The sequence below is a fragment of the Streptomyces sp. NPDC054847 genome, assembly GCF_053610925.1.
Map to the genome: position 1 here is coordinate 1 of NZ_JBSGZJ010000226.1, position 11357 is coordinate 11357.

Here is an 11357-nt window from a genome sequence, read left to right on the forward strand (position 1 = left end):
CACGGGACGGGAGCATCAGCGCTTCATGAGGGCGAAGACTCCCCAGCCGAGATACTCACGCGTGCAGCGTGCGTAGCGGGCGGGCTCGTTGGTGAGTTCCTCCCGTACCTCGGGGGCCAGTTCGTCGTCCGGGTTCCGGTCGAGCCAGCGGCGCAGGTTGAGCCACTGGGCCGCGGCGTACCGGTCCCAGCTGTCCTGGTCGGCCAGCATCATCTCCACGACGTCGTACCCGAGATCCTGGAACTGCCCGATCAGGTCCGGGAGCCGCAGGAAATCGGCGATGCCGGTGGCGTGGCAGCCCTTGGCGGTCTCCTCGTCCGGAGGGGTCCGCCGCCAGTACGGCTCGCCGATCAGCATCAGTCCGCCGGGACGGAGGCTGCGGCCGAGCAGCTCTGCCGTTCCGGCGACGCCGTTCCCGATCCACGTGGCGCCGACACAGGCGGCCAGATCGACCGGCTGGTCCGCGACGTGGCCGGAGGCGTCACCGTGGACGAACTCGACCCGGTCGGCGACGCCGAGTTCGACGGCGCGGGCCCGGGCCCGCTCGGTGAAGACCGTGCTGATGTCCACCCCGGTGCCCGTGATCCCGTGGTCACGCGCCCAGGTGCACAGCATCTCGCCCGAGCCGCCGGCCAGGTCGAGAACCCGTGTCCCGGGGGCGAGGTGGAGCGCTTCGCCCAGGGCGGCGAGCTTGGCCGCCGTCAGCGGGTTGTGGATCCGGTGGCTGCTCTCGCGGATGGTGAAGATGCGGGGAAGGTCCATGATCGAATTCCTTTCCGTCATGCCTTGTGGTGGGAGGGGCGGTTGACGGCGCGTCGCAGGCGTGCGATGTCCTTCCTGGGCCGCTCCTGCTCGGCGCGCGGCCGCGCGTCGGTGCGGAAGGCGGCACAAGAGTTCTCGCTCAGCAACCGGTGGTAGCCGTCCAGGCGCCGCCGGGTGAGGTGGCCGTCGTCGATGGCGGACAGGGCGGCGCAGCCCGGTTCGGTGGTGTGGGCGCAGTCCGTGAAGCGGCAGCCGCGAGCCGGTTCGGTGATCTCGGTGCAGGTCCGGTCCAGGCCCTCGTCGGCATCGTGCAGGCCCACGCCACGCAGGCCCGGGGTGTCCAGCCGGAGCCCGCCGCGGGGCAGCGGCAGCAGCTCGCGCCGTGCGGCGGCGAGAGCAGGTGGTTGTGAAGGGGGTTGATGAAACAACGTGGAGACCCTTGAGAAGGGGCCCCGCCGGACGGCAGGCGTGCCGGGACTACTCCCGGAGGGGAGAAAGGCAGGCGAAGGTCAGGACGAGGCCCGGGAAGTGAGGATGATCCGGGCACCGCGCACAGCGGTGGTCTCCACGACAGTCATCAACTCACCTCCTTCGATCTCCTGAGCGATCTTGATGTCGCTGCGGCGATCACGATAACACCTGCCGGGGACGTCGACGCCGCCCGGGCGGCGCCTTGGAGACCCGGCGGACGCGGATCCCCTCGCGGAGAGCCTTCCGGCCTTCTTGGGGACCGCGCACGCCGGTGTGGTGCGGGTGCCTCGCACGTCGCCGGCCGCGACGGACCCGACGAGAGACGTCTGCCCACGGGCCTGCGGGCGGAAAGCATGCTTCCTAGGTGAGGGCGGACGGGACCGCCGGGGGAAGCCGCGACGGGATACGTTCGAGGACCCCGCCGGCGAAGACGTCGTACAGCGGCAGTGTCTCCAGGTGGACGTACCCGATGTGGCAGTCGCACACGGTGAGGGGGCAGGCGCGGGGGCGCAGCGCGCGGCGGTACGAGCCGTCGTAGAGATTGCCGAGCTCCGCGCGGACGAAGTGGCAGCGGCGCACGGTCCCCTCGCCGTCCACCGAGACGACACTCTCGCCCGTGCGGCACGGCAGCCCCGCGGAGCGGTGCGGGTGGCGGCTGTAGGGGAAGAGCGGGTCCAGCTCCGTCCAGGCCTGTGCCTCCGCGTCGGAGAGTTCGTGTCCCTCGGGCGCGTTCACCCACAGATAGATGTGGCCGGGCAGGTCGGCGCGGAGTCTGCGCGCCTCCTCCAGATGGCCCGGGAAGCCGACGATGCCCACGCTGAAACGGATCTCCCGCCGTATCAGGTCCCGGCACTTGGCGATGAACCGGTCATAAGGCGTCTGACCGGGGTGAAAGGTGCACCACAGGGCGAGAGTTTCCGGGCACGCCTCCGCCAGCCAGTCCGTCCGGCAGCTCAGATTCGTCTGGATCGCGACCCGGCGGATGTGCGGCAGGTGCGACAACTCCGTCAGGGTCCGGCGGTACCAGGAACGGACCAGCCCCTCGCCCCATGGCGTGAACAGGACCGACAGCCGGTCCCCGGTCTGCCCGGCGGCCCATCCCGAGAAGCGCTCCAGCGCGGCGCGGTCCGCGCGCAGCTGCTCCGGGCTGTCGCGGCGCTTCGCGAACGGACAGTAGGGGCAGTCGTAGTCGCAGGACGACAACGGGCCCCGGTACAGCACGGTCAGATCCATGGACCCGCTCACTTCGGCTCGTACGAGGCCATGGCCGCCCGGACCGCGGGCGAGAACAGCTCGGGGCCCAGGGCGTCGGAATGGGCGAGCCCTTCGGGCGACAGCCTCAGCCGGCCGGGCGCGGCGGCCGCGTCGAGCCAGCCGCGGGCGGCGAACCGCTCCAGCTCCGCGGCGAAATGGCCGGCGGGAGCCGCGCCGAACCGCTCGCGGTAGCCGGCCACGTCCATCCCCTCGGCCTGGAGCAGCGACTGCAGAAGGTGCCGGCGGCGTGCCTCGTCCTCGTCGACCCGCCGGCCCACCTCCGCCCGGGAGAAGTCCTCCGCCGCCGTGAAGTCGTCGATGATGCGGCGGATCTGGCCCATGTCGACGGCGTAGTCGAAGGAGTAGTGGAGGGACGACGTGTAGGAGCGGGCACCACAGCCCAGCCCGATCATGCCGTCCGTCTGGCAGGCATGGTCGTCGGAGGCCGACGGCGGCGCGCCCGCGCGGCGGAACATACGCATGGACACCTGCTCGTACCCGCGGGCGAGAAGATGGTCGCGGCCCGCGCGGTACAGACGCAGCCGCTGCTCGTCCCAGGCGGCGTCACCCGCCGCCCCCAGGCGGCCCAGACCGGTCAGCGGGCGCACGTACAGCGGGTAGAGATACAGCTCCTCCGGCTCCCAGCCGAGGGCGGCGTCGAGCGACGAGAGCCACGTTCGTTCGGTCTGACCGTCGATGCCGTAGATCAGGTCGATGTTGAGGACGGGGATCCGTGCGTCCCGTATCCGGCCGAGCGCGGCCTCCACGTCGGCACGCCGCTGAGGCCGCACCGCCGCCCTCGCCTCCGCGTCGACGAAACTCTGCACGCCGATGCTGACCCTGGTCGTGCCGCGTTCGGCGAGCACGGCCAGCCGGTCCGCGGTCGCCGTGGCCGGCGACGTCTCCACCGACAGCGGCACCGCGCTCAGGTCGGCGCCCATCCGCTTCTCCGCGATGTCGCAGAGCCGCTCCAGTTCCCCGGCCGTCAGGAACGTCGGCGTACCGCCGCCGAACGCGGCCGCCGCGAACCGCACCGGGGCGCCGTCCCCGAGGGCCTCGCGCACAGCGACCGCCTGCCGGTCGAGGGCGTCCAAGTAACGTCCGGTCAGCTCGTCAGGGGCGCCGATCCTGGTGAACAGGTTGCAGAAACCGCACCGGACCTCGCAGAACGGGATGTGCAGATAGAGGGACAGAGCGTCCTTGGGTTCCGGTGCCCACAGTTCGCGCAGCGCCGGCCGGTCCTTGAGGGGCCGGTAGGCCGTCTTGTGCGGATAGGCGTAGACATAGCTCTGGTAGGGGCGCGGAGAGCCGGGGCCGGCGAGGGCCGCGGGGGCTGTCAAGGGGGTCGACGCGCGGGTGCTCATGCGGAGGCCTCGAGGAAGAAGTGGGCGTAGGGGACGGTCCAGACGGCCTCGTGGCCGAGGCGGTGACCGGTGAAACCGCCGTCACCGTAGGCGGTGCCGTGGTCGGAGCAGACGATGGCGAAGCACCGCCGACGGCTGCTCGCGGCGGCGAACAGCCGCCCGATGTGACGGTCGACGTACTCGAGCGCCGCGGCGTGGGTCTCCCGGGAGTCACCGTCGGCCCGGGTCGCTCCCGGCAGATGGAACCAGTTGGGCTGGTGCAGGGAGGGCACGTTGACGAACAGGAACAGCCTGCGCTCGCGCGGCAGGGAGGCCACGACCTGCTCGGCCCGCTCCACCTGCGCCTCGAAGGACGTGGGGGAGGCGACCGAGAACGAGGGCTCCCAGTGGCTCTCCTGGAACATCCCCGGCAGCACGGATCCGAGCGGCCCCTGCTTGTTGAAGAACCCGACACCGCCGATGCACACGGTGCGGTAGCCGGCCCCGGCCAGGGCGGAGATGAGGTCGGGGGTGTCGAAGACGAACGTGCGCCCGGCGGTGGTCTCGCTGCCGGCGAAACGGGCGGCGAACAGTCTCGGATGGGGCCCCTGTTCGGCCGGCGTGGGCAGGAACCCCGCGAACATCGCCTGATGGGAGGCGTACGTGAAACTGCCCGGGGCGTGTCGCTTCTCCCAGACGCCGTCCGGGAGATGACGGGCCAGATTCGGGAGCCGTCCGGCGGCGGCCAGTTCGGCGGCGACGTCGAAACGCAGGGTGTCGAGCGTGACGAGGAGCAGGTCGTCCCGCCCCACGACCTCGTTCATGTCGGGGGTGCCGGTCGCGGCCGGCGCCTCCTGGCCGCGTCCGGTGGTGATGTCAGGGTGTCGCACGTCGGTGGTTCCTCGTCCCGCGTAGTACGGCGGCGACCTGCGCCGCATAAGTGTCCTGGCCCTCCGCGCCGCCGCCGGGCATCCCGGTGAGCCCCGGCAGCAGATCCCCGAAGGCGTTGACCTCTCCGACGGCGAAACGCCGCCATCCGGTCGCCGGCAGCAGGTCGACCCCGACGCGGGAGACACCGGGGAAACAGGCAGCGGCCCGCTCACAGACCGCCAGGGTCGCGGCCCAACTGCCGCCCGCCGCCTCCGTCGCGGCACGGGCCTCGGAGAGATCGCCGCGCACGCCGCCCAGATGAAGATTGGTCATGGGCGATCGGCTGGTCCGCACCACCGCGTGGGTGGCGCGGCCTGCGACCACCACCACCCGCAGATCGGCGACCCGGCCGTGCTGCGAGGCCTTCGGCAGCCAGCGCTCGATGTGCAGTCCGTCCGGAGCGAGCGCGTCGACCAGCGCGGCGACCTCGGGCTCTGAGCCGTAGCGCCGCACCCGCAGGGAGTTGAACAGACGGCCCTGCGCGTCCCGTTCGACCGAAGTGGTGGCCTGTACGCGTCCCCCGCCCGCCGTCTCCAGGGCCATCACACCGGACGCGGACGAGCCGTGCGCCGGTTTGACGAACACCCGCCGCATGCCGGTCGCCGCCAGCAGCGAACGCACATCGTCCCAGCCGCGCACCGGCGGCGCGGCCGCTCCCGAGGTCGGCGACCCGGGCACCGCCACGCCCGCCGCGAGCAGCGCCGCATGGCACAGCCGCTTGTCGAACAGCACGGCGAGCTCCGCCGGATCGTCGAGCAGCCGTGCCCCGCCCGCTTCCGCCCGGACCGCGATGTCGCGTACGGCGGCGGTGAACCGCTCGTACCACAGCGCCGAACCCTCCACCCGGGTCGGATCGTCCACGCCGCGCAGCGCCCGCTCCACCTCGCGGTCCTCGCCCGGGGAGTCGATCCGCACCACCTCGCCCGGAAGGAACTCCGCCCGGCCGCGCAGTACGTCGAGCCAGGGCACCACCCGCGCCGCGGGCGCTTCGGCCGCACACAGCGCGTCCTGGAAGAGGGCGACACGCCGGTTGGCCGGATTGCCGACGACCGCGAGCGGAGGACCGGACGGGCGGCGGGCGGAGCCGGTCACTCGGCGACGGCCGTGTATCGGTCTTCCCTGTCGCCGGACCCGTTGCCCTCCGACTCGGAGACGTCGAGCTCCACCCCGGCAGGCACCAGGGCGTCGGACAGGCGCTGCACCATCGCCTCGCTCATGAAGTGGTGATGCAGATCGAGCTTCTTGAGGTGCGTCAGCGGCTGGCCGTTCAACAGTGCCTCCGCACCGTCGTCGCCCAGGGTGCCCATCGACAGGTCCAGCATCTCCAGTCGCGCCACGACCGGAGCGCCGGCGAGCGCCACCGCGATCTCGTCCTGTATCTCGCTGTTGCGCAGTGCCAGACACCGTAGCCTCGGCAGCCTCGTCCCCGACAGGAACGGCTCCAGGTCCGACACGTCCGCGTTCGCGCCGTACCACGACGTGCCGAGCCACAGGTCGAGATTCTCCAGCGCCGGCAGGTCGCTAGCAGCGATCCCGCGGACCACGGCCACGTCCAGACCGCCGCTCTCCACGACCAGGGTCTCCAGCCGCTCGTGCTTCACCGCAGGGAATACCAGATCCTGGCCGCCCCGCACACCGAAGTGCTCGAGCTCCGGGAAGCCGTCGAGGAGCCGGGTCACCTCACCCTGGTTGATCCAGGAGATCTCGCACTCCTCGAACGTGATGTCGCCGATGAACAGCCCGCGCAACCGCGGCAGTTTCTCCTTCGCGCCGAGCAGGGCCGATATGACCTCCCCGGGACCGGAGTCGTACACGTCGCTCCACGAGCCGACGATCAGCGCGCGCACCCGGGTCGTGTCCACCGCCGCGGCGAAGTGGGCGAACGCCTCCTCCCACTCCTCCTGGCTGTCGTAGGAGTCGACGGAGATCCGCCAGGCCACACTTTCAGGCGCCGGAAGCCCGGTCCCGGACGTGGCCTGTGCCCCGGAGGCGGGGAAGTCGAACGCGGGCAGGCCGTACCACTCCTGCAGATGGTCCGAGATGGTCATGACGGGCTCCAGACACCGGTGAGGCTTGATCGGCTGACGTGTGAGCAGTTCTACCAAGGGCCACTGACACCCCCGCCCGCGGGGCGGCCGGAGTCGGCGGCGGCCCGGACGCCGTTGTCAGACCCGCCCCTTAACGTCGGGAACAGGTCGGACGCAGCGGGCGGCCGGCGGGAAGGGGAGAGCCATGTACCGGCAGGGGGACGTCCTGATCGTGTCCGTCGCGGAGCACGCCGTGCCACCGCACGTCACCGACGCGCCGGGCGAGCCACGGGACGCACGCGGCCGGATGGTGCTCGCCCTCGGCGAGGTCACGGGCCACGCCCACGCGGTGACGGGACCCGGCCGACTGGTGCGCGAGCCGGGGCCGTTCGGCCCGATGTTCCTTCACCTCCCGGAAGGCGGCCGGGTGGTGCACGAGGAGCACGCGGCGATACCGCTGCCGAAGGGGTGGTACCGCGTCGTGCGCCAGCGGGAGTACCTGCCGGGAGCGGTGCGGATCGTCGCCGACTGAGCCGCGGCGGGCGGCAGGCGGCGGAGCACGACGGACAGAACGACGACAGGGGACGGGACTTCACATGCAGTATGCGGACAAGTGGCGGGCGATCGCGGCGGCGACAGGACCGGCGGACCGGGCCGCCGCGGAGGAGGGCGTGCGACTGGCCTACGGTGCGGCGGGGCTCGCCGCGCCCGACCGGATCGTCTGGGCGGACTCGCCCCTCTCGGGCGTGACCGCCGTCCAAGGACTTCAGGACCCGGGGCGCTCGGTGCGCGACGAGGTGCGCACCCGCCCTTGGGCCGACGAACGGCGGCGCGTCCACGACGAGTTGGGCCCCGGCGGCTGGACCGCGCTGTGGAGCGGCACCGGAGCGCTCCTGTGGGACAGCACCCGAGCCCTGGCCGACCGCATACGCACCGGCATAGTGGACGCGCTGCTCGAGAAGGCGCCGGAGGGCGCCCCCGACCGTGCCGCGGAGGAGACGAGGATCCGGGGCGTCCTGCTCGACGCCGTCCTCGGACAGCACGACGCGGCATGGCTCGCCGCCTTCGACGGCCGCAGCGACCGGCTGACGGGCCTGGCCCGGGTCGCGGAGCACGCCGGCTGGTGGTGGCCCTTCGAGAACGCCGTCGTCATCTGTGAACGGCCCTCCCGGCTGCACCGCGACGAGGCCGGCCGGCTCGACAACGGCGAAGGCCCCGCCCTTGTCTTCCCGGACGGATTCGCCCTCCACGCATGGCGCGGCATGCCCGTGCCCGCCGAGTTCCTCCGCGAACTCACTGCCCTGACCCCGGAACGGATACGCGACGAGGAGAACGCGGAACTGCGCCGCGTGATGCTCGAGTACTACGGCTACGACCGGTACCTCGCGGAGTCCGGCGCCGAGCCCGTGCACCGCGACGAGACCGGCATCCTGTGGCGGATCGCGCTCGCGGACGACGAGGACGTGGTGATGGTCGAGGTGGTCAACTCCACTCCGGAGCCCGACGGCTCGCACCGGACGTACTGGCTACGCGTGCCGCCCACGACGCGCACGGCGAAGGAGGGCGTCGCCTGGACGTTCGGGCTGGACGCCGCCGTCTACGAACCGGTGCGGCAGACCTGAGCCGTGCCGCCGTCGTCACTGTCCCGGCCCGTCGTCACGGTCGCGGGCGGGAGCAGGAGACTCACCGTGCCGTGGCCGTCAGCTCGGCGTGGTCGATGCCCAGTTCACGGGCGAGGGCCTCGTCGGCCCACTGGAGCATCGCCGCCCGGGACAGCGAGCCGGCGTACGACGTCATCTGGACGGCCAGCCCGTCGAGGAACGCCGTCAGCCGCCAGGCCGCCGCCGCCGGATCCTCGCAGGGGAACTCGCCGGCGGCCGCGCCCTCGGTCATGACCTCCGTCAGGGCGGACTTCCACTGCTGGTCCAGGGCGCGGGACACGTCCCGCAGGGCCGGTTCCCGGAGCGAGACTGCCCAGGCGTCGATCCACAGGCGCCAGCCCTTGGCCTGCCCGGTCGGGGCGTACCAGCGCACCGCCGCGCGCAGCCGGCGCAGCGCGGTGGTGCGCCGGCCGAGAAGCCTGCGGAGATGGGCCAGATCCGCGTCGGCGGCGTAGGTGAAGGCGGCGGCCACCAGCTTCTCCTTGGTGGAGAAGTGGTAGAGCACCAGGGCGCTGCTCACCCCGAGCGCGTCGGCGACGTCGGCGATCCGTACGGCTGCCACGCCCCGAGCCTCGATCTGCTCGACGGCGGCGCCGAGGATCTCCTCGCGCCTCTCCGGCACGCTCAACCGAACTCTGGCCACGGCGTCACAGTACACAGCTGATCTTGGATGAAGTCCAGCCCTGTACAGGACCTGCCTCAGGTGGCCACGGTGACACGGCGACCCCCAGGCGTCAGCCGGCCGGGACCTCCCCGGCGGCGACCCCGGCCTCGGCCTGTTCGCGCGCCGGGATCTCGCAGTGGTCCTTGAAGCCCTGGCTGGTCAGGCCGAGCGCGGTGTTCATCCTCGACCGCAGGTTCTCCACCGCCACAATCGCCGTGAGCTCCACGAACGCCGCCTCGCCCAGCACGGCCACCAGCCGCCCGGCGAGATCGTCGTCGATCTCCGGCGGGTTGGCCGTCATGGCCTCCGCGAACTCCATGACGTCCCGTTCCAGCGGGGTGTACGCGTCGCTCTCCCGCCACATGGGCACATCACGCACCTTGCGGGCGTCCATCCCGCGCTGCCTGTTCTCCCAGTGTCCGAAGTCCATGCACCAGCTGCAGCCGATCGAGGCGGCGGAGGCCATCACCGCCAGCGCCTTGAGATCCGCGTCCAGCTTGTTCCACCTGCCCACCGCCATCTCGAAGCGCAGATCGGCCCGGAGAACCCTGGGGTTGTGCCCCAGCGCGCGGACCGGGTCGAGGATCTTGCCGTAGACGCGCTTCGAGTACCACTGGGCCGCGCGCAGGAAGAGTGAGCGGTGAGGGTCGAGGGAAATACGGGCCATGACGTGCTCCTCGTGGGGGAAGCCGTGTGCTGTCACCGCTACGACGGAACGCACGCACGGAAACGTGACACGGACCGGCACCGGAACCAGCCGCGGGAGCGCCGTTCAGGAACACCGGCACCACGGCAGGCGTTGGCCGGTCATGACGGAGTGGCTGGTCGCCGACCGGGTCAGGGCGGCCTCACAGTCCACTGCTTTCCGCCTTGAAACCCACATAATGGAATGACCCCGAGCATCAGGAGGTGCCGTGTCCGGCGCTGGTTCCCCCCACTCGCTGAGGTCCCGGCTGCGCTCACTGAGGCCTGCCGCCTTCGGGGCCGACCCGGCCGGCGAGCGCCTGGCGCGCATCCGCAGCTCGCCGAACTTCGCCGACGGCGTCTTCCAGAATCCCGAAGGGACGCGCACGAGACCGTCCAGCGGCTCCATGGTGGAGTTCGCCAGGACGTACTTCGCCAAGGAGGCGAGGACACACCGCGTACCGGCCCGCCCCGTGCCGCTGCACACCACCACCGCCACCGACCTCACCAGGCCCGCCGCCTCCGGACTCCGGCTCACCTGGATGGGGCATTCCAGCGTCCTCGCCGAGATCGACGGCCGCCGGATTCTCTTCGACCCGGTCTGGGGAGAGAGGTGCTCCCCCTTCACCTTCGCCGGGCCCAAGCGCCTGCACCCGGTGCCCGCGCCGCTCGCCGCCCTCGGCAGCGTCGACGTCGTCGTGATCTCCCACGACCACTACGACCACCTCGATCTGCCCACGGTCCGCGCCCTGGCCTCCACCGACACCCTTTTCGCCGTGCCGCTCGGCGTCGGCGCCCACCTCGAACGCTGGGGCGTGTCCCCCGACCGTCTGCGCGAGCTCGACTGGAACGAGACCACGGAGATCGGCGGCATCCGGCTGACCGCGACCCCCGCACGCCACTTCTGCGGCCGCGGCCTGCGCAACCAGCAGCACACCCTCTGGGCCTCCTGGGCCGTCGCCGGCCCCGAACACCGGATCTACCACAGCGGCGACACCGGGTACTTCACCGGCTTCCGGGACATCGGCGCCGAGCACGGGCCGTTCGACGCGACGATGATCCAGATCGGCGCGTACTCCGAGTACTGGCCCGACATCCACATGACCCCGGCGGAGGGCATGCGGGCCCACCTCGACCTGCAGGGCGGCACGCCGGCCGGTGTGATGCTGCCGATCCACTGGGGCACGTTCAACCTGGCGCCGCACCCGTGGGCGGAGCCCGGCGAGGGCACCGTCGCGGCCGCGGCGAAGGCGGGAGCGCGCGTCGCACTGCCGCGGCCGGGGGAGCCGTTCGAACCCACGGCCGAGACCGTGCCGTCCGTTCCGTGGTGGCGCGGTGTGGCCACCGTGCCGGCGGAAGGCTGGTCGGCGGTCACCGCGACCGCGGAGGCGACAGCCGCGAAGCCGGCGCGAGACGCGGCGCCGGAGTCGGGCTCACCGGAGACGGCGCCCACGGCTTGACGGGCGCGAGGGCGGCGTAGCGCCTGCCGGGGGCTTGTCCTCCCGCCCCTTCCCGTAACCGGGGCAGGCCCCGGACCCCGTACCGCGCCCCGCGCGGTGCC

General features: G+C 72.1%; 12 protein-coding genes. 3 read left to right on the forward strand and 9 right to left on the reverse strand.

The annotated features are described in order from the left end of the window. Positions 1 to 15 precede the first annotated feature (15 nt). The 7 genes from ACWGH4_RS21550 to ACWGH4_RS21580 form a co-directional block, all read right to left on the reverse strand. Positions 16 to 762: an SAM-dependent methyltransferase gene (locus ACWGH4_RS21550; protein WP_453463237.1), complete on the reverse strand. Its 747-nt coding sequence runs from the start codon at positions 760 to 762 to the stop codon at positions 16 to 18. Between the two features lie 17 nt (positions 763 to 779). Further along, positions 780 to 1190, reverse strand: a complete 411-nt coding sequence (locus tag ACWGH4_RS21555; protein ID WP_453463239.1) for a hypothetical protein — start codon at positions 1188 to 1190, stop codon at positions 780 to 782. A 403-nt stretch (positions 1191 to 1593) separates the two neighbouring features. After that, a complete protein-coding gene (locus tag ACWGH4_RS21560) occupies positions 1594 to 2466 on the reverse strand; it encodes an STM4011 family radical SAM protein (protein WP_453463241.1) in 873 nt (290 codons plus the stop codon). Between the two features lie 8 nt (positions 2467 to 2474). After that, a complete protein-coding gene (locus tag ACWGH4_RS21565; RefSeq protein WP_453463244.1) occupies positions 2475 to 3851 on the reverse strand; it encodes an STM4012 family radical SAM protein in 1377 nt (458 codons plus the stop codon). Next, on the reverse strand, positions 3848 to 4654 hold the full coding sequence (locus ACWGH4_RS21570) for an STM4013/SEN3800 family hydrolase (RefSeq protein ID WP_453463261.1): 807 nt from the start codon (positions 4652 to 4654) through the stop codon (positions 3848 to 3850). The genes ACWGH4_RS21565 and ACWGH4_RS21570 overlap by 4 nt, the downstream gene beginning before the upstream one ends. 52 nt (positions 4655 to 4706) lie before the next feature. Continuing rightward, a complete protein-coding gene (locus ACWGH4_RS21575) occupies positions 4707 to 5852 on the reverse strand; it encodes an STM4014 family protein (RefSeq protein WP_453463246.1) in 1146 nt (381 codons plus the stop codon). After that, complete coding sequence (locus ACWGH4_RS21580; protein WP_453463249.1) at positions 5849 to 6808, reverse strand: STM4015 family protein; 960 nt, start codon at positions 6806 to 6808, stop codon at positions 5849 to 5851. Before ACWGH4_RS21580 ends, ACWGH4_RS21575 begins: the two co-directional genes overlap by 4 nt. A 184-nt stretch (positions 6809 to 6992) precedes the next feature. Here ACWGH4_RS21580 and ACWGH4_RS21585 point away from each other — a divergent pair, with 184 nt between their 5' ends. Next, positions 6993 to 7319 carry a hypothetical protein gene (locus ACWGH4_RS21585; RefSeq protein WP_453463251.1) on the forward strand — a complete coding sequence of 109 codons (327 nt, stop codon included), beginning with the start codon at positions 6993 to 6995 and terminating at the stop codon, positions 7317 to 7319. A 64-nt stretch (positions 7320 to 7383) separates the two neighbouring features. Further along, a complete protein-coding gene (locus tag ACWGH4_RS21590; protein WP_453463253.1) occupies positions 7384 to 8409 on the forward strand; it encodes a DUF6745 domain-containing protein in 1026 nt (341 codons plus the stop codon). 61 nt (positions 8410 to 8470) lie between these two features. Here the strand turns inward: ACWGH4_RS21590 and ACWGH4_RS21595 are convergent, their stop codons facing one another. Together ACWGH4_RS21595 and ACWGH4_RS21600 are read right to left on the reverse strand one after the other, a co-directional pair. Further along, the gene (locus ACWGH4_RS21595) at positions 8471 to 9091 is read right to left on the reverse strand and encodes a TetR family transcriptional regulator C-terminal domain-containing protein (RefSeq protein ID WP_441262021.1); all 621 of its coding nucleotides are present in this window, start codon (positions 9089 to 9091) and stop codon (positions 8471 to 8473) included. A gap of 91 nt (positions 9092 to 9182) precedes the next feature. Then, positions 9183 to 9779, reverse strand: coding sequence for a carboxymuconolactone decarboxylase family protein (locus ACWGH4_RS21600; protein ID WP_453463256.1), 597 nt, complete (start codon positions 9777 to 9779; stop codon positions 9183 to 9185). A 247-nt stretch (positions 9780 to 10026) separates the two neighbouring features. On the opposite strand from ACWGH4_RS21600, the gene ACWGH4_RS21605 reads away from it, so the two are divergent. After that, positions 10027 to 11256 carry an MBL fold metallo-hydrolase gene (locus ACWGH4_RS21605; protein ID WP_453463259.1) on the forward strand — a complete coding sequence of 410 codons (1230 nt, stop codon included), beginning with the start codon at positions 10027 to 10029 and terminating at the stop codon, positions 11254 to 11256. Positions 11257 to 11357: the final 101 nt, after the last annotated feature.

Bases quoted from the DNA above. Each gene is read 5' to 3' on its own strand.
- ACWGH4_RS21560 (WP_453463241.1), bottom strand. From the start codon at position 2,466: ATGGATCTGACCGTGCTGTACCGGGGCCCGTTGTCGTCCTGCGACTAC.
- ACWGH4_RS21550 (WP_453463237.1), bottom strand. From the start codon at position 762: ATGGACCTTCCCCGCATCTTCACCATCCGCGAGAGCAGCCACCGGATC.
- ACWGH4_RS21580 (WP_453463249.1), bottom strand. From the start codon at position 6,808: ATGACCATCTCGGACCATCTGCAGGAGTGGTACGGCCTGCCCGCGTTC.
- ACWGH4_RS21585 (WP_453463251.1), top strand. From the start codon at position 6,993: ATGTACCGGCAGGGGGACGTCCTGATCGTGTCCGTCGCGGAGCACGCC.
- ACWGH4_RS21570 (WP_453463261.1), bottom strand. From the start codon at position 4,654: ATGAACGAGGTCGTGGGGCGGGACGACCTGCTCCTCGTCACGCTCGAC.
- ACWGH4_RS21590 (WP_453463253.1), top strand. From the start codon at position 7,384: ATGCAGTATGCGGACAAGTGGCGGGCGATCGCGGCGGCGACAGGACCG.
- ACWGH4_RS21565 (WP_453463244.1), bottom strand. From the start codon at position 3,851: ATGAGCACCCGCGCGTCGACCCCCTTGACAGCCCCCGCGGCCCTCGCC.
- ACWGH4_RS21600 (WP_453463256.1), bottom strand. From the start codon at position 9,779: ATGGCCCGTATTTCCCTCGACCCTCACCGCTCACTCTTCCTGCGCGCG.